Below are 22217 nucleotides of genomic sequence, written 5' to 3'. Positions count from 1 at the left end.
ATGCCTACATCAGAATTAGCACAAATCGAAATGCTGGCAGCGGTGGACAACCTGATTCACCAGCTCAAGCACTGGAGTGAGCAGCAATCGCACTGGAAGACTGCACAACAATGCCAGGCCGTGATCCAGCAACTCCTGCCGCGGCTCGGCATGCTCCGCGTACGACTGGAATCTCCACTGGTCATCGCCACTTTTGGCGGCACCGGGACCGGAAAAAGCAGCCTGGTCAATGCGCTGATTGGTTCTTATTGCACGACTTCCGGACGTCAACGACCGACCACGACAAAACCGGTCCTGATTGCACACCCGGAAACCGATCTCGATCGACTGGGGCTGGACCTGAGCCAGTTTCATGTCGAACAGAAAAAACTGGATCAGTTGCAGAATGTGATTCTGATCGACTGCCCGGACCCGGACACCTCTGAATCCAACCTCGAAGAAAACAATCTGACCCGCCTGCAGCATATCATTCCACTCTGTGACATCCTGCTCTACACCTCAACGCAACAGAAATATCGATCCGCGCGGGTTTCTGAAGAGCTGATCGAAGCAGCCATCGGTCGGCGACTGATCTTCGTGCAGACACACGCGGGCCTGGATGAAGACATTCGCGAAGACTGGAAACAGCAGCTTTCACAACAGTTTGAAGTTCCGGAAATCTATTTCGTCGATTCAGTCAAAGCGTTAGAAGACCAGCTGGCGGACCGAACCCCCGACCCGGACTTCGCAGCGTTACAGAACATTTTGAGTTCCCAGCTTGGCAAGTCAGAACGACTGCAGGTCCGTCGCGCCAACCTGCTGGAATTAATGCAGAACGCCATCGACCACTGCACGGCCAAAATCGAAAGTGCACTCCCTGCAGTCCACGAACTCGAATCATTCCTCAAACAGCAACAGACAGTACTCACAGAGCAGATGTCGCAGGAACTGCGGTCCGAATTACTCGTCAGTCGAAATCTCTGGGAGCGCAGGCTGCTTTCCTGCGTCTCCGATTCCTGGGGTTCGAGCCCGTTTTCCATGATGCTCCGCCTGTATAACGGACTGGGAAACCTGATCGCTTCTGCCAGCCTGTTTCGTGCCAGAAATTCAGCACAGGTCGCCTTGATTGGCGCCCTGCAGGGAGCCCGCTGGCTGGGCAATCGCCAGCAGGAACAGGCGGCGGATGACCGTATGAAACGCATTGGTTCATTCGGACTGGATGACAATAAACTGCGCGAATCCCAACTGTTGATCGACGGTTATACCCAGGAGGCAGGGCTCATCCCTCCCCCGGGACACCAGATCGGATCGCTGGAATACCTGCAGACGGAAGCAGCGCATGTCGAGGAACAGTTTCTGAACGATGCGGGCACCAAAATCGACAGTATCATTACTCGACTGGCACATAAGAACTCAGGCTGGTTTACACGCTGTGTGTATGAAACCCTGTTTCTGGCCCTGGTCGTCTACGCGCTGGTCCGCATTGGAAAAAACTTTTTCTACGACTCGTTCCTGGATGAATCGAATATCCTGGCAATTGACTTTTACGTCACTGCGGGAGTCATCTTCCTGATCTGGACCGGATTCCTGGTCATGATGTTTACCCGCAAACTGAAACGGGGACTGGAACAGGAGATCAACCAGCTGGCAGACCACATGGCTCATACCAGACTTTCACATGGTCTGTTCCCGCACCTGGAACGCGAGTGCCGCCAGATCTACTCTCAACAGCACTCACTGGAACGCATGCGGGGCGAAGTCCATCAGCTCCGCTCGGAAATCGCCACTTCCAGAATCCTGGGATCCTGGAAAGTAAACGAACCGGCAAAGCACGCAGGCACTCAAGCAACGCCCTGACCTGGCGCTCATTTCCGATGCACCAGGTCACTGTTCAATCAGAGAAGTCTGAAAGCTATTTGCGATTGTAAAACATCTCGGCAATGCTGTAGGCACTCAAGGATCCAGAACGACTGACTTCTTTGCCATCGACAATCAGAATCAGCGTTGGCAGAGACTGCACGTTATACTTATCCGTCAGATTTGCGTGCTGATCGACGTCGATGATTCGAATGTGACTTGATTTTGATTCACTGATTTCCCAGTTCTGTTTTCGCAGTGCGGGAAATTCGTTGTTCTTCATCTGCACGCAGGCAGGACACCAGCTTGCTGTGAATAGTAACAGCTGATGGTTAGAGACATCTTCTTCCATTTTGAAAAGTTGAACAACGTTTTCAGGCAACGCAGGCACTTCCACTGACTGAGCTGGTGCTAAGGAAAGAGATAACACCAATGTTGCTGGGATGAGTGTATTCATTGTGTTCCATTACAATTAAAGACATTTCGAAACCTCATTAACAATAGGCAATAACCATAGCGACTCAAGCTAACCCGTTCAACCGTTAAACTCGACTCAAATTGACAAGATTCCAATTCCTCGTTATAGAGTCTCTGCTATAGAATCTAATGATTTTCATTTAGTCTGCAGATCACTCAGAATTCGTATTCCTTATCTGGATAAACACTTACAACACATCCAACATAGAAGCTTTGTGACTCGCAAATTTCTCTGGATCCACAAACGCTGATCAGTTTCCATGCTGGTTGACGTCAATTGCTTCTCTTTAACCCTGAAAAGCCCCACCATGACCTGGTTAAAAATGATACTGCTGTCCATCATTCAGGGAATTAGCGAGTTCCTGCCTATCAGCTCTTCCGGGCACCTGGTGATTGTGGAAAGCCTGATGGATATCCAGGCGGATCAGACCGATGTCAATATCGTGCTGCATGCGGGAACGCTGCTCTCGATTCTGATCTTTTATCACAAAACAATCTTCCGGTTATTAAGCCAGGACCTGCGCGTCATTCCGCTGCTGATTGTGGGAACACTGCCTGTTGTCGTCATCGGGCTGACTGCCAAAAAATTTGCAGAGTCCTTCCTGGAAAGCTCCCTGCTGGCTGGCTGCATGCTGCCTGTAACGGGCCTGATCCTGCTGTTGATTCCTCGCATCCCACAAAACGATCAGAGTTACACGAAGATCACCTACAAGCAGGCAATTCTGATCGGACTGGCGCAGGCAGTCGCGATTCTGCCGGGAATCTCACGGAGTGGAAGTACGATCGTAGCCGGGCTGCTCACGGGAATGTCGAGGCAGTCCGCTGCCACCTTCTCATTTCTGCTTGCCATCCCGGCGATTTCCGGTGCCACCATTCTGGAAACAGCGGAAATCATTTCGAACCAGCACCTCAGCACACCACTCAGCCTGTTACTCAGCGGCGCACTGATCGCAGCCGTCGTGGGAGTCATCGCACTCTGGCTGCTCGTACGCTGGCTGGAAAAAGGGAAGCTGCACTACTTCGCGTACTGGTGTATTCCCCTGGGAATCGTGATCGTGATCATGCAGTTGATATGAGTATCAACCGTTTATTTACGACCGCCCCGACGCACAAAACAACGCAGTGAGCGCGGCGGCAGTACGGCGACACGCGGATACAACGTCGCTCCATCCCGTTTGGGGAAAATATCCAGTGGAGAACGGGCAGCGGTGTCGATTGTCAGATTCCACTCCTTCGGTTTGATGCCCACTGGCAATTCAAATGCCTGCGGATCGGGTGAGGAATTCACCAGAATCATCAGATCAGAACCATCGCGCACTCTGCGTGAGGAATGCCTTGCGCCCAGAATGCACAACAGGCAATGTTTATCATGACGCCAGTCGACGGACTGCCCCATGACGTTATACCAGCTGATATCAGGCAGTTTCTCAACACCGTCCGAATGACCGGTGAGGAAATTCCGCTGTCTCAGCGTTGGCTCACAGAGACGGAAATGAATCAGTTCCTTACAGAACCGATACAGGCCTTTATGTTTATTGACCAGCGACCAGTCAAACCATGAAATGGCGTTATCCTGGCAGTAGGTATTGTTATTCCCACGCTGGGTACGGCGACATTCATCACCGGAAAGCAGCATCGGCACACCCTGGCTCAAAAAGAGTGTTGCCAGCATGTTCTTTATCTGACGTTCACGCATTCCAATGATCGCGGGATCATCAGTAGGACCTTCCACGCCGAAATTCATGCTGATGTTATTGTTTTCGCCATCCTGGTTATCTTCGCGGTTGGCATAATTGTGCTTGTGTTCGTAACTCACCAAATCATTCAGCGTGAAGCCGTCATGTGCGGTGATAAAGTTAACGCCATGAAATGGTTCGCGCCCCGTCTTCTGATAGAGGTCACTTGAGCCTGCAATTCTTGTGGCATAATCGCCCAGCGTAGGTACATCACCTCGCCAGAATCGACGGATGTCATCCCGGTAACGGCCATTCCACTCCGCCCAGCGGATGTGCGAAAACGAACCGACCTGATACGCACCGGCAGCATCCCAGGCTTCCGCAATCAGTTTGGTATCCGCCAGCAATGGATCTTCTGCAATCGCTTCCACCAGAGGCGGACTGGGAACAAGATGACCGCTACGATCCCGGCTCAGAATCGAAGCCAGATCGAAACGGAATCCGTCAATATGATAATTGCAGGTCCAGTGACGCAGACAGTGGAAGATCATTTCCCGCACAACAGGATGGTTCCCATTAATTGCATTACCACAGCCGGAATAGTTTTTATAGTACTTCCCACCTTGATCCAGATGGTAGTAAACCTGGTTTTCCAGCCCACGGAAGGAGAGGGTCGGGCCGTTCTCATTTCCTTCAGCAGTATGATTGAATACCACATCCAGAATGACCTCAATGCCGGCTTTATGCAGCGCCCGCACCATCTCTTTGAATTCGCGAACCTGCGCGCCTGGTTCTGAATTGGTCGCGTAACCACGGTGCGGGGCGAAAAAGGCCAGAGTTTCATATCCCCAGTAGTTCTGATGGTCTGTAAAAGTACCATCCGGTTCATTCATCGGGAATTCGTGAATGGGCATCAACTCGACCGCGGTAACCCCCAGGTCAATCAGATAAGGGATCTTTTCAATGACTCCCAGGTAGGTGCCGGGATGCTCCACTCCGCTCGAAGGCGAATTGGTAAAACCGCGAACGTGCATTTCGTATACGACAGTGTCTGCCAGATGGTGACGGACATGCCGATCCCCTTGCCAGTCGAACTGGTCATCGACGACCACACATTTTGGAGGTCGCACGACACCGTCTAAAGATGGCTGGAAATTTCCTGCCAGCGCTTTCGCATACGGGTCAATCAGTCGCGCCCGTTTGTCGAATCGCTGACCGATTTCCGGCTGAAAGGGACCATCAGCCTGGAAGTGATAAAGCTGACCTGGACCGATACCGGAAATGAATGCCGTCCAGATATCTCCGAGACGCCCATATTCCTGATTGAATCGGATGACTTCCGAAGGTTCTGTATCATCCACATGATTATACAGCAGGAGCCACATGGAAGTGGCTGATCGACTGTAAACAGAAAAAAGCACCCCGTTGTCCTGCGGCACCGCGCCGTAGGAAAAAGTATGCATGGAATGAATCGGGGAGCTGAGAGAGTGTACCAATTCGCGACCCATTGCTGACCTGTTCCTCACAATGACTGCATCGAACTGTTATGGAAATTAAAGGGATCTTCTCCTGAGCGCCAAAAAAAGAATTCAGAAATTTCCGTTCAACGCAGTAATATATCTCTAAATATTTGCAAACAGCAGTCGGCCTCATGCTCTCGGGCAGAGGTAACCGCCATTAAATTTTAACCATTATCCCTAATTCTATACTTCGACGCCTCGGTCAGTAATTGATCATTCTTTTTTTTTCTGATTTCGAGAACTTTAAAATCAGTAAAAACTTGAAGCTATGACCGAGAGAAAGTTCGTTTTGCACTTTATTCAATCAATACTCAGTTTATACATAAATTAACTGACAGCTGCAGATAGTTTAACAGGAAAAACAACTTTACCCAGAACAATTTCCCAAAAATGAAAACTGAGCTGCTGGAACGTTCCAGCAGCTCAGAGTTTACCTAACCACATTTTTTATCCTGTAGTTTTGAACCAGTTTTCAAGAGAATTTACATTCTTGGCTTAAGGGAAAAATGGATCATTTCGGATAGAATTAGTAGATGCCGGTACAGAAGTCCGGTAAACAGGCTGAGCAACCGGTCGGTAAGTCTGATACTGCTGACCATTATTCCAACCTGTTCCGCGGTACCCGCTGTAATTCTGGGTAGGGTAACGATACTGAGTCAAGTTGCAGTTGCCACCAGGACAATTTGCCGTACTGTAACCAGTCCCACAGTTACCACCAGGACATGCCATCCCGGCTCCGCAGTTACCTGAAGCACAGGGACTGGCGTAATTGCTGGTAGGGTAACAGACACCATTCACACAGTTCGTACTTCCGTAAGAGGGCTGACCGTAATAGGGACGATAAGTCTGCTGTGCAGTGCGATAACTGACTGGTTGCGTCAACGCACGAAATGGTGAGGTAATCACATCAATCACTCCACCGGGACGAGGTTGATAAGCAGTCTGAATTTCAGAGGCCTGAGAGTCGCTGGACAGCATCACAATAGCTGCAGCACAAAAAGCAAAAGCTGTAATTAAACGTTTCATTGAGATTTCTCCACATTTGTAAAAGTCGAGTACTGTTATCATTTAAACCACATCGTGGTAATGAATCACTAATGCACTCGCTGTGCCAAAACGGAGAAACACGAAAACACAATTGCACATAATCCTTTTACCAATATCAACTTAACAACGTAACACAAACCAGACACCAAATCGTTTTCGCAACACTTCGCACCATCTTTTGTAACAATTACGACATCATTTCTACAAACCTGTCTCATGAGATGTCATTATCAGTAAAACAGCGAATCTTTTCGGTCATTCTGTAGCGATCAGTTAAAATCAGACAGTGTTTATAGAGGTTCTGACACTCCCACCATGTCGTCATTTTGATTTTCTGGAATTCATGCCTGGCAGTCTGGTCGGATTATTCTGAATAGACCATCCTGCCGATATCCAATATAAACCCTCGCCTCAACAGACGCTTTCCTTCGAATACGCTTTGCTCCTTCTCCACTGGCAGTGATGAAATTCATGAATCGGTACACCAAGAAAGTCGACCAGTTTGCTGCAGCCCCGATGTTCTGCTGCTCCGTTCTGTTTCTCGTGTTTTTCGCTGGCACATTGCATCTTTTCAATCTCGAATCTTCGGGAATTGCGCTGGATATCTGCAACTGGTGCCTGTTCCTGCTCTACCCCTGCTTTGTTGCTGAAGCAGTAACACATATTGCACTGGGAAGTCCACGCTGGAAATTCAATCTTCTCTACTGCCTGGTCCCACCACTCCGAATTTGCGCAAGAGATCAAATGACGGGACGGGCAATCTGGTTCCCCATTCTGGCCTGGCGGGAAGTGAATCAGGCATTCCTGGAACGGGTGAGAAAATCCTTCTCTGTCCCGATGCTGATCATGGCTCTGCTGGTACTGCCACTGTTTGCTGTCGAACATTACTGGCAGAAACAGATTGAAGCCAGTCCCCTGCTGGCAGATATCACTGCTCTGGCAACCGGCCTGATCTGGTTTGCTTTCACTCTTGAGTTCATCGTCATGATCTCAATTGAACAGAAACGTGTTGAATACTGCCGCAAACACTGGATCGACCTGGCTGTCATCTGCCTGCCTATGGTTGCCTTCCTGCGGGCCTTCCGCATGGCCGGACTTCTGAGATCAGCCCGGATGTTCCGCTTAAAGAGTCTGGTAATGAAACTCTACCGGGCACTCCTCATGCTGGATGTCATCAATCGTCTCCTGCAACGAAATCCGGAAAAACGGATCACGCGTCTGGAATCGCTGCTGCAGGAAAAAGAACGCGAAATCGAAGAGATCAAATCCGAAATCGCAATGCTGTCAGACAGGATTAATATCAATTCTCTATCCGTCTGCGGAAGCACCATTCAGGATGACACTCCGCAAAAAAGAGCAGCCTGACAGCATTCGCCTGAAAAACGACTACACCAGGTTACTCTTCCCGATCATAGCGGGGACGACGATCAGACCACTCACCAGGCAGCTTTTTCAGGTGTTTATCCAGGAACTTTAAGATATCCAGTTCGAGCCCCAATCGCTTGCCGAGCATATCGGTGCCTCGCAGTTTTCCTGGATATTCCTTGAAATACATCCGCTCACTCGAATCCTGAGCGGAAGACAATTGTGTATACAATTTTTTGGCAGCACCTCGATCCAGGGAATCACTGGCCCCCGTGCAGACAAAAAAGCCGACACCAAACAAAGGCTCTTTAATCTTTACCGCAGCACGTGCCGCAGAGACCCCTGGAACACTGGCATCAGGCGAGATCAAAACCAGCGCTCTCACCGTCTGACCTTTTGGTGTTTTAGCAGCCAGCACAGGAGCATCGTCATAGGGAATTTTACTCCAGTCAAAGAGAGCATAATTCAAGACAAGAGGCACACTCATATCAGCAGCGATGATCGCTGTCTTCTGCATGTTTAAATGCTTTTTCTGATGTTCGTCATATAAAAACTTCCAGACAGCTTCCATATCGAACGCAACCATTGCCCTGTAATCCAGCGCGGCAAGTTTATCCCGGGAATTCCCTTTCTGATTCTGATTGCCTCCAGCATCCGCGGCTGTCACCTGACTTTTGCCATGTTTTCGCAAATCAACTGAAACAACAGCATAACCATTTTGTTGCAGAATTGGTGCAAACTGTTGATCCCATACCCGTTTACTCCCCCCTTTTCCGTGCAACAGAACTACGACAGGGGAATCAGAGGCATTGCTGGATTCAAAGTAGGTAATCGCAATCGGCCACCCACCCTGTGCCGTTAATGTCTGTTCCTGGGGTTTAGGCGGGCCTTTGGTGTCAGACTGCGCTAAGACAGCACTGCTGCTCATCAGCGAAAGCGATACCAACGTGAAGACCGAACAGAGAAAGTGATTTTTTTTCATACAGTATAAAAGATTTCGCACGGAACCCCCTCAACGTTGGAATAATTTCTCAGTGATTGTAAGCTTGATGGTACAAACTGTCTTAAGATAGGCAATGTCTCTGATGGACTAGACTTCTATTCTATGGGTTCTTCACAGTAAGGTCAAATAGTGTCCTTGCTTTTCAAGACTTACCCTTTCCGGTGCACGGTATTTCTCAGTATTTATCATCATCCCTCAACGCGAGAACAGACCGCCGATGCAGGACCAGGAAAGCAACGAAAACCCATCTCGGCCGTTCCTCGGTCTTAAACGGGATGACCAGTTTTTCCTGGGAACCCTGCTCATCGCCATCCTGATCGTTGCGCTGATCCATTTGATTCAGATGTCGCACTGGGGTACAGAACCGATTGAAATCAAACATCTGCCTCATCTCACCTATGAGTATCAGATTGATATCAATCAGGCAACCTGGGTGGAGTTTGCGCAACTTGAGGGCATCGGCCCTGCACTGGGAAAACGGATTGTGGCCTACCGGGAAGCAAACGGTCCCTTCACTTCCATCGATGACCTGTTGAACGTTAAAGGAATCGGAGCACAGAAACTGAATACCAACCGCAGGCACCTGGTTTTAAATCCGCCAATGAATAATGCAAGCCACTGAAATCGATTCTGTTCAGGCTTGTACAGCGTCAGAATGCAGAAGCACGCTGATTCCCTCTCAAAAACAGCAGTTTTTCAATATCTTTGCTGCTCCCGTTCTGAAGTCAGTTGATTCCACACCCGAATCACGGTTGAATAGTCATTTCAATCATTTTTCCAGATCCAGCCTTTCTGGCTGATCTTGCCCGAAATAGCGTTTCATCTAAAGGGTTTACTTCTTATGGCAGGTTTTGATCATGGCCCCAATGAGCCAGATGAAAAGGAGAGCCTCGAGACCATTTCGCGAAATACGCGTCTGGGTCTCATCCTCTTTCTGGTCTATCTGATATTGTACGGCGGATTTGTTTTTCTGAATACGTTTTCACCTGCCCAGATGGAAGTGGTCGTATTTGCCGGCCTGAATCTGGCCATCGTCTATGGTTTTACCCTGATCATCGCCGCATTTCTGCTGGCCATGATTTACGGCTGGATGTGTCGAAATGAGATCACCTCCCCGACTGCAGAGAACGGGAGGCAAAACCATGATTTATGAACCATCCTTTATGGCCGTCTTAATCTTTGGGGCCATTGTTGCTGTGACCCTGGGCCTCAGTTTCTGGCTGGGGGCCAAAGCCAAATCAGCGAAAGGTTACTTTGCAGCCGGTGGTGGCATCCACTGGTTTGTGAACGGAGTGGCCTTTGCCGGCGACTACCTGTCAGCTGCTTCCTTCCTGGGTATCTGCGGCATGATTGCCTTTTATGGATACGATGGGTTCCTGTACTCCATCGGTTACCTGGCAGGCTGGATCGTCGCACTGTTCGTTATTGCCGAACCCCTGAAGCGCATGGGCCGCTTTACCTTCGCCGATGCACTCGACAGTAAATTCCAGTCCAGAGGCATCAAACTGGCTGCCGCCATCAGTACACTGGCCGTCAGTATTTTCTACCTGATTCCGCAGATGGTTGGTGCCGGCGCACTGATCACGCCTCTGCTCGGCTTCCCGCATTATGTCGGCGTATTGATGGTCGGGACGATCGTCATCCTGATCGTGGTCACCGCAGGGATGGTCAGTACAACCTACGTGCAGTTCCTGAAAGGCTCTCTGCTCGTCATCTTCAGTACCATTCTCACCATTCTGATTCTGCAGCGGGGACTTTCCACCGAACCGGTCAATGACGGAAAGACCACCCATCAGTTCCAGATCCTTGGTCCGGTCGCAGCCAACGATCTCCAGCAATGGAGGTCAGAACTCAAGCTGACCGACCAGGACAAACTGACTTCCCTCGACCAGGGGCCGTGGGCTAAAAAAGGCATTCTGCAACTGACGCGAGACGGAAAAACTTCTTACTGGAAAATAACTGAAAACCAGGATCAGCAATATTTTCTCTCCGAAACTCAATACAAACTGGTTACATCCCAGGGTGCAGTTCTCATCAACGGATTACCCCAGGGGACCGGCGAAGGAGAGACCGATTTCTATCCTGTGGGACGCATCAGCAAACTGCCCGGCGATAAAACCGAAACAGGTCCGCTGGGACTGACGAGCTTTTTAAGTATGATTCGGGAAAGCGAAATCATCCTCTGGGGTTCTGATTCCGTTAAAGAAGACGATGGTTCAACCGTGACGATTTATTACCCCAAACCAACGTCTGGGGAGAAAGTTCTCAGCCCTGGTAACCATCCCAAGTTTGCCGGTATTCGGGGTGATAAATTCTCTGAGAAACTTAACTTCCTCTCACTGATGCTGGCACTCTTCTGCGGAACCGCATCGCTGCCTCACATTCTGATTCGCTACTACACGGTTAAGGATCAGGCCAGTGCACGAAAAAGTACGATCGTCGGTATCGGCAGTATTGGTTACTTCTATATCCTGACTCTGTTTATGGGCCTGGGAGCCATGACCAGTGGCGCCATGGATGTTACCAATTCCAACATGGCAGCTCCCCTGCTGGCAAAGAGTATCGGCGACTGGCTGTTTGCGATTATTTCCGCGATTGCCTTCACCACGGTACTCGGAACCGTCAGCGGACTGATTATCGCATCCAGCGGCGCAGTGGTGCACGACCTGATGTCGAGCTTTATGAAAATCGAAATGAATGATTTTGCCAAAGTCCGTGTCGCCAAGATCGCCTCCGTAGTAGTTGGTGTCATCGCCATCATCCTCGGCATCCTGTTCGAAAAATTCAATGTAAACTATCTGGTTGGCTGGGCCTTCAGTGTGGCAGCTTCGGCGAATCTACCGGCACTGGTAATGCTGCTCTTCTGGCCTAAAACGACCAAGCAGGGTATCACCGTCGCGATCTTTACCGGCATGATTTCTTCACTGGCCTGGATTCTGCTGAGTGCCGACTCGTACAAAGGGATCTACGGATGGAATGCTGAAGATGCCATCGTCCCCTTCAGTCAACCGGGACTGGTCACCATCCCGCTGGGCTTCATAGTCCTGATAATTGTCTCATTAATGACGCAGCCCAAAACTGAGGAGTCGGTCAATTGACAGATCAACCACATGAACAGGAATGGCTGACAGCAACTGCAATGGAGGATGAATTTACCGTCCTCTTTCGCCTGCTGCCGACCATTCCACAGAATCTCAAGACAGTTGATTTCCCCGCCCGGGTAGAGATCATCTGGTCGTACACATCACCCAACGAAACGGGGATGCCCGGCCCGGAAGATCAGCAGCAAATGAATCAGTTTGAGGATCAACTGGTTGAGATCTGGCTTAAAACAGGCTTGGGGCACCTGACCATGCTGATCACAGGTAACCAGATCTGCGAATGGCAGTGGTATCTGCGCGATGCGGAGCAGGCACTGCAGGTGTTGAACGAAGCACTGGCTGACGAGGAACCTTTGCCGATCGAATTCCATACCGAAAACGATCCCGACTGGTACGCCTATTCAAACTTCATGGAACAGGTAACAGAATAGTTTGAACTCAGGATTTGCTTTCGGTTTGACTACCGAAGCGATCCAGAATTTCGTTTACCGTAGATCGAATCGTAATGCACAGACCATCCAGATCCAGGTCGTCTTCGTCCAGACCAAAAGGCTCTTCTACTGAATGTGCAATGACTTCAATCCCGATCATGAAGTAGGCCATGATCACCGTCATGGGTACGGTCCAGAATTTAAAGTCTTCCACCAGTCCCCAGGGCAGGGTCAGCAGATAGAGCGTGATACAGTGTCTCACGAATCTCCGGTACGAAGGTGACAACCGCGTGCGGCGAATTCGCTCACAGGCACCGCAGATCTCCATCAGTTCCCGCGTTTCCGAATCAATCACTCTTAATTCATCACCATCAATGATTCCAGAACGTTTCCAGCCGATGACTCTGCGGTAAATCAGGTCTGCAATATAGGCGGGGATATGGCGGGGAGGCGGATCAATCTGCTCCAGTTCCGGAAACATCGAGAAGTCGTCATCTTCACGCAGATGATCCCGCAGTGCCTCAGGAAAAGCGACCAGCAGATCTCCCAGTTCCCTTAATTGTTCTCTGCTGAAATTGGTCAGCTCGCGAAATTTGATCGCCATATTTCGACTGATATTGACGAGTTTACCCCACAGTTTACGGGCCTCCCACCAGCGGGAGTAAGAACTGTTCGTACGAAACACCAGCAGCAACCCCAGTACCAGGCCGATGATTCCATGCAGGCTTGAAGAGAAGTCACCAAATTTTTCGATTGCATGAATCTGATCTTCAGAAAAGCCAAATCGATGCAACCAGCCCAGGTCATTTTTGATTAACGGAATCAGGCTATACAGCCCCACGAGACCTGCATAGTATGCAATACGTCCCACGGTCCCCAGCTTTTTCTCGATAAACGAGAGATTTAATTCTACATCAGCTGCCATAAAACCGAACACCCTGTATTAAAAATCAGACAAACCTATCCTGTCAGTTCGTTCTAAGTTAATACGAGGACTCTAGTTTTTTCGCTCTAATAATACAACTGAAGTATCATCGTGTCTGCCGGATCCATCTGTAAAAGCATTGGAATCCCGAAACAGATTTTCGAGCGATTCCTCGAGATTCTGACTCCGGGAAGACTGCAACGACTTCATGATTCCGGGAATTCCAAATTCACCGAATTTCTCTTTTTCACCGGGAAATGCTTCCGCCAGCCCATCTGTAAAAATCAGCAGGCGACTGTCAGGCGGGACAATCGATGTGTGAATATCATAACCGGCATCAGGTATAATCCCCAGAGGCAGCCCCCCATCATCGAGCGTCCCTAATTCGCGCACCTGGTTGGTTTCCAGTTCCTGAATCATTGGGATCGGTGCACCGGCCGAAGTCCATTGGAACTCATTGGTTCTGGAATTCAGAATCCCATAGAGCAGTGTGATAAAACCACCATCATCATTGACGATTGCCTGGTCACACAGTCGGTTATTGACATCCTTTACGAAGGCAGCCGTATTCAGATATTTGTTGGAACGAATCATGCCTACCAGCGTATGCATGGTCATGATCGACATACAGGCTTTCATGCCATGCCCTGAAGCATCGCCCACCAGTAACACCAGATTGTCATCATCCAGCATGAAAACATCATAATAATCCCCGCCTGCCAGCGTAACAGGCTGACCACCGAACACGCGAATCTGCGAAGACTCATACCGCGCTGTGACATGAAACCGGTCGGGAGAGGTCAGGTTCGTCGGGATGATCGATTCCTGCAGTTTGCGTACAGACTCTATTTCCTCGCGCAGGCGCTCCGCCACGAAACGTTCCCGTTCCGCGCGAACCGAATCTACCACACTCTGCAAAGTGGTCTCCATCAGAAACATGAAGTCTCCCCCTTCATCGCGGATAATGTATGCCCGCATGCCCGCTGTTAAAAAACGAGCGACATGAAAGGTTCCCTGGGTGCGGCAGGCTCCCACAATCGGAGTATCCAGGTGTTTCTGCCGAATCTGTTCGAAATGTTCAAAAGCAGTTTGTGGATCGGGTGACATGATCGACATCAGAATAATGTCATACTCGTGCTGCTGCAGTCCCTCTGACAGGAACTCTTCTGGAGTCGCACAGACTGTCAGCTCATTTTCCCCCACACCCAGATAGAGGGATATCAGTTCGCATTCATCGGGATTGTCCCACCCAATCAGAATTCGCATATGTGGCCCCATTTAGTTCGAATTCAGAATAATCATTCATAGTATGTTAACTGTATCATCATATAATATTACTAATCGATTATCGACTTAAATTACTGGGAACAGTGCTCTTACATCAGAATCATGTGTTTAAACTGACAGTTGTATATATCCGCGAACCCACGGCAGTTTACTCTTCAGCGATGGCCCGAAAAGCAGAAAGCAATTTTTCTACTCACCCGTCCCGTATCGATTTAAGTGGTCGCTGGTCGCGTGCGAGCACTTTTCATTTTCATGATGATCAACAAAATCAAAGCGAATTGAATCAGGAAAATATCAACGTACATTCAAACAGGTCAGTTTCAGAAACCATACGACCTGTGTGACAATTCATTGAGTTTGTATTGTTTCTAGCCAGAGTTGACGTCTCAAAACAACTGAAGCACAATTGATAAAGCGACCCTTTCATTAATTCATACGACTGTTTCGAATGCGAACGCTCACGCAAAGGACTAACAGAAACATCATGCAGAGGAATCGAAACACACAACATGTCATCGGCCGACCGAAGTGGTCTATCTTACTGCTGCTACTCTGCCCGCTGCTAAACTGTATTTTGGCAAGCAACTGTCAGGCAGAGTCCCCCAACATCATCCTGATCATGGCTGATGACCTGGGCTTCTCTGATCTGGGCTGCTACGGTTCAGAAATCCAGACTCCCCATCTGGACCAGTTGGCCAAAGACGGGCTACGGTTCTCACAATTTTATAACGCAGGGCGTTGCTGCCCTACGCGTGCTTCATTGATGACCGGCCTGTATCCGCACCAGGCGGGTATGGGGTGGATGAATCGTGACGACAAACTGCCCGGCTATCGAGGCGAACTGAACGAGCACTGCGTCAGTATTCCCCAGGTACTTGCACCGGCTGGCTATGAATGTTTTCACGTCGGTAAATGGCATCTGACGCACCGCATGAAAGAGGCCAACGAAAACTGGCCGCTGGGACGCAGTTTTGCCCGCGCTTATGGAACAGGCGGAGGGGGTAACTATTTTGCCCCCCGCCCCCTCTACGAAGACAATCAGCACATCAAACCTCCAAAACAGGATTACTACGTCACCGATGCCTTCAGCCAGCGTGCCGTCGATTACCTGAAAGACCATGCGCAGAAACAACCGCAACAACCGTTTTTTATGTACCTCGCATATACCGCACCGCATTTTCCTCTCCATGCCTGGCCGGAAGACATTGCCCGCTATCGAGGCAACTACCTGAAAGGCTGGGACCGACTCCGCCAACAGCGTCATCAGAAAATGCAGGAACTCGGCCTGATCAACAGCCCGCTCTCACCGCGCGATCCGGATGCGAAAGCCTGGGATTCACTCACCAAAGCAGAACAGCAGGAATGGGATCTGCGGATGTCCGTTTACGCCGCCATGATCACCTGCATGGATCGAGGCATCGGCCAGGTTCTCAAACAACTGGATGCAATGGATGCCACTGACAATACACTGGTTCTCTTTTTATCTGACAATGGTGCCAGTGCAGAATACATCGACCGCGGACATCAGCCTGGCGCGATCACAGGCACGCGTGAGTCGTTCCGCTGTGCTGAAGTTGGCTGGGCAAATTCCAGCAATACCCCATTCCGTTTCCATAAGATATGGATGCACGAAGGAGGGATTTCAACGCCTCTGATCGTCCGCTGGCCCGAACAGATCAAACAGACAGGTGGCTGGACGCGACAAACCGGGCATGTCATCGATCTATTGGCCACTTTTGTTGACGTTACAAAAGCGGAATATCCCAAAACTCGAAACGGAAAACAGATCACCCCTCTCGCGGGTATCAGTCTGTTCCCCACGTTTCAGCATCCGGAACAGACGAAACCACGCACACTCTATTGGGAACATGAAGGCAATAAAGCCATTCACCAGGGAAACTGGAAACTGGTCAAAGAAGACCAGCATGACTGGGAGCTCTACGATCTGAGTCAGGATCGCAGCGAACTGCATGATCTGTCGAAATCACAACCGGAACGTGCTGCCACCCTCGCAGGGGCCTGGCAGATCTGGGCCGAGAAAGTGGGAGTTGTTCCCTGGGAACAGTTGCCTCCCCCCGGTTATCGCAGTAAAGGTCCTGATTTTTATCGTAAAAAGTAAACCGCGCGATTCATTTCTTTGAGGGGATCATGATATGAAGCTGACATCACTGCACCAGAGGCTGTTATTCGCCGTATGTTTGCTGCTGATTCCGGCAACCGTGCTACAGGCCGAGCAGAAGTCAGCTACTCCCAAACCGAATATTGTATTCATTCTCATCGATGACATGGGCTGGCCCGATCCAGTCAGTTACGGGCATCAGTTTCACGAGACACCTCACATCGATCAGCTGGCCAGTGATGGCGTCCGTTTCACTGATTTTTACGCCGCCTGTCCAGTCTGTTCTCCCACGCGAGCCAGTATCCAGGCTGGTCAATACCAGGCACGACTGCATCTGACCGATTTCATTCCCGGCCACTGGCGACCGTTTGAAAAACTGATCGTTCCTGAAAATGCCCCCTATCTCCCTCTGGACATCGTCACGCCAGGCGAACTCCTGCAATCGGCGGGTTACAATACCGCCTACTTCGGAAAATGGCATCTGGGTCCGGAATCACACAATCCCGACCAGCAGGGATACCAGACTTCACTGGTGATAGGTGGTCGCCATTTTGCCCCCCGCTTCCGCACAACGCCTCGCACAGAGGTTCCCGACAAAGCGTATCTCGCAGATTTTCTGACCGACAAAACGATTGAGTTTATCAAACAGAATCAGTCAGAGCCCTTCTTCGTCCAACTCTCACATTACGCCGTTCACATTCCGCTGGAAGCGAAACAGCAGATGATCCGGAAATATCAGCAGAAATCCAAACCGGACTCTGGAATCAATAATCCTGTCTACGCGGCCATGGTCGCACACGTGGATGACAGTGTGGGCCGCATCGTCGCTGCGCTGGATGAACTGAAACTGACTGAGAATACCGTCGTGATTTTCACCTCTGACAATGGTGGTTTGCGTCAAAGCTTCTCAGGCGGCGACATTGTTTCCACGAACGCACCACTCCGGGATGAGAAAGGTTCACTCTATGAAGGGGGCATTCGGGTTCCATTGATCATCAAATGGCCGGGCGTCGCTGCCGCTGGAAAAACATGCGCCGAACCGACCATCAGTATCGATTTCTGGCCTACCTTTGCCGAAATCTCGCATGCCCCTCCACAGAAACATCAGACCATCGATGGTCTGAGCCTGGTCCCCCTCTTGAAAAATCCCAACAGCCATCTCAACCGGGATGCGATTTACTTTCACTATCCCCATTACCATCATTCAACCCCCGCAGGAGCGATTCGTGCGGGAGACTGGAAGTTGATCGAATTTTTCGCAGATGGGAATCTGGAACTCTATAACCTGAAATCAGACCTCTCTGAATCGACAAACCTGGCTCTAAGGAATCCAGAGAAAACGGCTGAACTGCAGCAGAAACTGGCAAACTGGAGAACCAGTGTCGGAGCCGCCCTGCCCGTCAAAAATCCGGAATACGATCCCGCCCGGGCTTCCCAGTTCTGGAATCGTCGTACAAATCAACCGGTTCCCGAACGGAAAAAGACGCGCCTCGATCAGACGAATTGACGGCTGACTGATCTCTCACTTGATTCTGCCGCCACAAATCGAGATATTCTATATTATGAGATCCGAACTCTTCCCAGTTCAGCAGAACGCTTTCGGTGCGTCATCTGAGCATCTTCTTTATTTCTCAATCTAGATCGTTAAACAACCATGTCTGCCGTCGCCCACTCTCCCCTGTTAAAATTACACCCTGAAGATAATATTGCCATCGCCCGCAATTCGGTCGGTGAGAACCAGGAATGCGAGTTATCTGAAACGGAGAGTGTGACGACACGCGAAGACATCGATCTCGGGCATAAAGTCGCAATTAAGCAAATCAACAAAGGGGAAGCGGTCCGTAAATTCGGCCAGATCATCGGTTTTGCCACCTGTGATATCCAACCCGGCGACTGGATTCACAGCCATAACCTGGCAGCTGGCGAATTAAGCCTGGATTATGCTTACTCAACTGATGTCCCCGCCCCCCCCGAGCCAATCACAGGGCGAACTTTTATGGGATACCGACGTCCCAACGGCAAAGCGGGTACTCGCAACTATCTGGCAATCGTCAGTACGGTGAATTGCTCTGCTACCGCATCGAAGTATATCGCCCGGGAACTGGCCCAGACCTCGCTCAAAGACTTCCCTAATATTGACGGAATCATCCCCCTGGTTCACAAAGGGGGATGTGCGATGCAGTATGATGGCGAAGACCATCATCAACTGATGCGTACTCTGGGTGGTTTTGCGAAACATCCTAACATAGGCGCTTATGTGATTCTGGGGCTGGGCTGCGAAACCGGTCAGGGAGCGTTTCTCTCCGATTCGGAAGGCCTCGTGCAACTCCCCAATCTCAAAGAACCACCTGCCAATGCCCCTCTGGTGCTTAATATTCAGGATATTGGCGGGATTACCAAAACCGTGAAGCAGGTTTCGGCCCTGTTGAAAGAATATCTGCCTCAGGTAAATGATGTCACTCGAGTCCCGATTCCGGTTTCTGAACTGATTCTGGGTACCGAATGCGGTGGCAGCGATGGGAACAGCGGCGTCACTGCCAATCCAGCTCTGGGTATTGCCAGCGACCTGCTGGTTGCCCACGGTGCCACATCGATTCTCGGTGAAACTTCCGAAATCTATGGCGGTGAACATCTTCTGACACGACGAGCCATCACGCCGGAAGTGGGTAAAAAACTCATCGAACGCATTCGCTGGTGGGAAGAATATACAGGGAAATTCGGAGTGGTCATTGATAATAACCCCTCTCCCGGAAATAAAAGAGGCGGCCTGACCACGATTTACGAGAAATCTCTAGGGGCCATCGCTAAAGGGGGTAGCACTGCACTGCGGGAAGTCTATCGCTTTGCAGAACCGGTTACCGAAAAAGGCTTTGTCATCATGGATACACCAGGCTATGACCCGGCTTCCGTAACCGGCATGGTCGCCGGTGGTGCGAATGTAGTCGCCTTCACAACCGGACGCGGCAGCTGCTTTGGTTGCAAACCGGTTCCCAGTATCAAAATTTCGACGAATACCCCCATGTTCGAACGCATGGAAGATGATATGGACCTGGATGCAGGCCGGATTCTTCACGGCACTTCTGTAGAGCAGGTCGGACGCGAAATTTTCGAGCTGATCATCGAAGTTGCCAGTGGTAAAAAGACGAAAAGTGAGGCTCAAGGCATCGGAGATGAGGAATTTTGCCCCTGGAGTATCGGTCCGGTCCTCTAATTTTGTCGTATTTACATAGATTCCGGCGACCGCAATTCCTGAAGAGAACAGCTCGGAATCTGATTCTTGGGCCCGACTCGAGCACAAACCCATATCTCTTTATATATCTATACCTTACAACTTCTACCTTCAAAAATAAAACGCTTAGAATGAATCCTGACAGGGTGATTCAAACCCCTAACAAGTATACATACGCAAACACACCGAATGAGCCAGTATAACCGTCAGGACTATTGAAACAGGAAAATTCGGTATCTTCCGAATAATCGCTACAGTTTACCAGAAGCACTGTCCGATATAACCAGCAACAGACTCCGCGCTTTTCCGTTTTAGACCGCGCGGATTGTTATCAAAGTTTCCGCTGTTTGTAAGGACGTATAGATGCGGCTTCTTCATTGGCTAGCACCGGTATTGAGCATCGTTCTGATCTCGCATGCACACTCTAGAGTACATGCGCAGGGATATCCGCCCTCATACCAGGGAGCCGGGATGGTACAACCTGTATCATACAACCCCGGAAATCTTCCAAATGCACAAACCATGGTACCACCTCCACCGTCTGGATACTTTCAGCCGCCAGCTGGACCCTATGGGGTTCCGACGGCACCGGGAGTACCTATGAACGCTGGTCCCGAGGCACCGGTCAGTGCGTTTCCACAAATTACCCCGTTCGAGAAGATGTTTCAACAACATCGTGTCGAGAGTGACGGGCTGTGGATGTACCAGTCCAGCAATCATGGAAAACGTCATTTCTTCAGTATGGAAGCTCTGTTCGCACGGTACCGTCGACCAGGCAGCATGCGTTTGGGGAACGACGGATCCATCTCCTATCTGGAACTGGTAGAAGACGAACTGATCGATGCGACTGATGAAGATTTCTACGATCAATTCAGCGAGAACGAAGGATTCAATTACTTCGATCAGACAACCTATGATGTCATTCCCAACCTGAATGCACCTGGTACCCGACTGCGTTGGGGCTGGACGAACGATGATGGAAGTGGAGTTGAAATCGCAGGCTGGTGGTTGACGCAGGCTGACACTTCATGGTCTGCGATTGAAGATTCCACTCATCAGCCGAATCGGGCCAATCAGGCAATCATGGATATCCTGCTTTCACCTCCAAACTATATTGATCCATCTGGAACCGGTGTGGTCTCTTCCATCCCTGGTGTCACGACAGCCGAAATCAATACAGTTCTCCAGAACGAATTGATGAATTTGAGAGGCTTACCGCTGGATGACGGTAGCGTCAATGGTGTTACTGTTCCTTATGACCTCGACTTTAACATTAAAGTTGTCAGTCAGGCCTGGGGTACTAACGCCACCTGGATGACAACTCCGTTTGTGGATAAGAAAGCGTTGAAGATCCGCGGTCTTGCAGGAGCCCGATATATGCGTGTTCGAGAAGCGTTCAGCTTCGTCGGTCGCGACAGTGGGCTGCTTTACAGTGATGCGACTAACATCGCCGGGATACGACCAGACCTGAAACTGTTCTCGCTTCCTTCGGGAACAGATGAAAACCAGGATGGAATTATTGACAATGCGGGTGTGGTCGAAGACGACAGTACCGGAAATACTAACACAGGTACCTCGACTGCCTTCTTCGTTGCTCCTCTGGATCCAGTCACCGGATTGCCCGTGACTCCTACGACGACTTATGTCAATAACGTAGTACGCACCAATCTGGCTGGTCCGGAAATTGGTTTTCAGTTTGACCTGGGTGGCGAGAAATTCAAAATCTCGGGACAGACAAAATTTGGTCTGATGGCAAACCAGGAAACAATCAAACTGAAAGGGGACAACGTCGGTATGATTGTCCGGGCTGATCCCAATGATGTGGATCGTCCCAAAGCGTTGATCGACCCGACTCCTACTGACCCAAACCCGAACGAATTCTCTGACTCACAGACTCATACACACGTTTCACCTCTCTTCGAACAGTCGATCTTTGCAGAAATGGCACTCTTCGATAAGATTCCTGTGCTGAAACGCATGAAACTGCTTGAAGAAGCGAAATTAAAAGTCGGCTACACCTACATCGCAGCCGGAGAAATCGCTAGACCATACGACAGTATCCGCTGGCAGGGGATGCCGACCAGAGGGCTCTTCCCTTCGATCGACCTGAAACGCGAAACCTGGAGTGTCGGAACCTGGAGTGTCGGTCTCGACTGGAACTATTAAGTCATTCGACTGACGATATCAGACAACTTAACCGG

The 22217-nt window shown here is 50.1% G+C and carries 17 protein-coding genes; 11 read left to right on the top strand and 6 right to left on the bottom strand.

Annotated features, from left to right (window positions below):
- On the top strand, nt 1-1836 hold the full coding sequence (locus ACN0YN_RS00395) for a GTPase (protein ID WP_417382988.1): 1836 nt from the start codon (nt 1-3) through the stop codon (nt 1834-1836).
- Between the two features lie 55 nt (nt 1837-1891).
- On the opposite strand, the gene ACN0YN_RS00390 is transcribed toward ACN0YN_RS00395, so the two are convergent.
- The gene (locus tag ACN0YN_RS00390) at nt 1892-2293 is read right to left on the bottom strand and encodes a thioredoxin family protein (protein WP_417382987.1); all 402 of its coding nucleotides are present in this window, start codon (nt 2291-2293) and stop codon (nt 1892-1894) included.
- A gap of 328 nt (nt 2294-2621) precedes the next feature.
- Between ACN0YN_RS00390 and ACN0YN_RS00385 the strand changes: the two genes are divergently transcribed.
- The gene (locus tag ACN0YN_RS00385) at nt 2622-3389 is read left to right on the top strand and encodes an undecaprenyl-diphosphate phosphatase (protein WP_417382986.1); all 768 of its coding nucleotides are present in this window, start codon (nt 2622-2624) and stop codon (nt 3387-3389) included.
- 11 nt (nt 3390-3400) lie between these two features.
- On the opposite strand, the gene glgX is transcribed toward ACN0YN_RS00385, so the two are convergent.
- Both glgX and ACN0YN_RS00375 read right to left on the bottom strand, forming a co-directional pair.
- Nucleotides 3401-5497, bottom strand: a complete 2097-nt coding sequence (glgX, locus tag ACN0YN_RS00380) for a glycogen debranching protein GlgX (protein WP_417382985.1) — start codon at nt 5495-5497, stop codon at nt 3401-3403.
- A gap of 507 nt (nt 5498-6004) precedes the next feature.
- Complete coding sequence (locus tag ACN0YN_RS00375) at nt 6005-6535, bottom strand: hypothetical protein (protein WP_417382984.1); 531 nt, start codon at nt 6533-6535, stop codon at nt 6005-6007.
- Nucleotides 6536-7027: 492 nt separating this feature from the next.
- Between ACN0YN_RS00375 and ACN0YN_RS00370 the strand changes: the two genes are divergently transcribed.
- Nucleotides 7028-7921, top strand: a complete 894-nt coding sequence (locus ACN0YN_RS00370) for a hypothetical protein (protein ID WP_417382983.1) — start codon at nt 7028-7030, stop codon at nt 7919-7921.
- A gap of 31 nt (nt 7922-7952) precedes the next feature.
- On the opposite strand, the gene ACN0YN_RS00365 is transcribed toward ACN0YN_RS00370, so the two are convergent.
- Entirely contained in the window at nt 7953-8924 is a 972-nt protein-coding gene (locus ACN0YN_RS00365; protein WP_417382982.1) for an alpha/beta hydrolase, read from the bottom strand.
- A gap of 217 nt (nt 8925-9141) precedes the next feature.
- Here ACN0YN_RS00365 and ACN0YN_RS00360 point away from each other — a divergent pair, with 217 nt between their 5' ends.
- The 4 genes from ACN0YN_RS00360 (at nt 9142) to ACN0YN_RS00345 (ending at nt 12456) form a co-directional block, all read left to right on the top strand.
- Entirely contained in the window at nt 9142-9546 is a 405-nt protein-coding gene (locus ACN0YN_RS00360; protein WP_417382981.1) for a ComEA family DNA-binding protein, read from the top strand.
- A gap of 219 nt (nt 9547-9765) precedes the next feature.
- Entirely contained in the window at nt 9766-10077 is a 312-nt protein-coding gene (locus ACN0YN_RS00355; RefSeq protein WP_417382980.1) for a DUF485 domain-containing protein, read from the top strand.
- A complete protein-coding gene (locus ACN0YN_RS00350) occupies nt 10067-12022 on the top strand; it encodes a cation acetate symporter (RefSeq protein WP_417383528.1) in 1956 nt (651 codons plus the stop codon). Before ACN0YN_RS00355 ends, ACN0YN_RS00350 begins: the two co-directional genes overlap by 11 nt.
- Complete coding sequence (locus ACN0YN_RS00345; RefSeq protein ID WP_417382979.1) at nt 12019-12456, top strand: DUF695 domain-containing protein; 438 nt, start codon at nt 12019-12021, stop codon at nt 12454-12456. Before ACN0YN_RS00350 ends, ACN0YN_RS00345 begins: the two co-directional genes overlap by 4 nt.
- Before the next feature lie 7 nt (nt 12457-12463).
- Here the strand turns inward: ACN0YN_RS00345 and ACN0YN_RS00340 are convergent, their stop codons facing one another.
- On the bottom strand, nt 12464-13381 hold the full coding sequence (locus ACN0YN_RS00340; RefSeq protein WP_417382978.1) for a bestrophin family ion channel: 918 nt from the start codon (nt 13379-13381) through the stop codon (nt 12464-12466).
- Nucleotides 13382-13453: 72 nt separating this feature from the next.
- The gene (locus ACN0YN_RS00335; protein WP_417382977.1) at nt 13454-14647 is read right to left on the bottom strand and encodes a SpoIIE family protein phosphatase; all 1194 of its coding nucleotides are present in this window, start codon (nt 14645-14647) and stop codon (nt 13454-13456) included.
- Between the two features lie 505 nt (nt 14648-15152).
- Between ACN0YN_RS00335 and ACN0YN_RS00330 the strand changes: the two genes are divergently transcribed.
- From ACN0YN_RS00330 to ACN0YN_RS00315, 4 genes are all read left to right on the top strand, one after another.
- Entirely contained in the window at nt 15153-16787 is a 1635-nt protein-coding gene (locus tag ACN0YN_RS00330; RefSeq protein ID WP_417382976.1) for an arylsulfatase, read from the top strand.
- 34 nt (nt 16788-16821) lie between these two features.
- The gene (locus ACN0YN_RS00325) at nt 16822-18294 is read left to right on the top strand and encodes a sulfatase (protein ID WP_417382975.1); all 1473 of its coding nucleotides are present in this window, start codon (nt 16822-16824) and stop codon (nt 18292-18294) included.
- 147 nt (nt 18295-18441) lie between these two features.
- The gene (locus ACN0YN_RS00320; RefSeq protein ID WP_417382974.1) at nt 18442-19998 is read left to right on the top strand and encodes a UxaA family hydrolase; all 1557 of its coding nucleotides are present in this window, start codon (nt 18442-18444) and stop codon (nt 19996-19998) included.
- Nucleotides 19999-20616: 618 nt separating this feature from the next.
- Nucleotides 20617-22182, top strand: coding sequence for a hypothetical protein (locus tag ACN0YN_RS00315; RefSeq protein WP_417382973.1), 1566 nt, complete (start codon nt 20617-20619; stop codon nt 22180-22182).
- Nucleotides 22183-22217: the final 35 nt, after the last annotated feature.

The sequence above is a fragment of the Gimesia sp. genome, assembly GCF_048260065.1.
In the GTDB taxonomy this organism is placed as follows: Bacteria; Planctomycetota; Planctomycetia; order Planctomycetales; family Planctomycetaceae; genus Gimesia.
The sequence above is the reverse complement of the archived record's forward strand: the minus strand, read 5'-3'. Positions and strand labels throughout refer to the sequence as shown.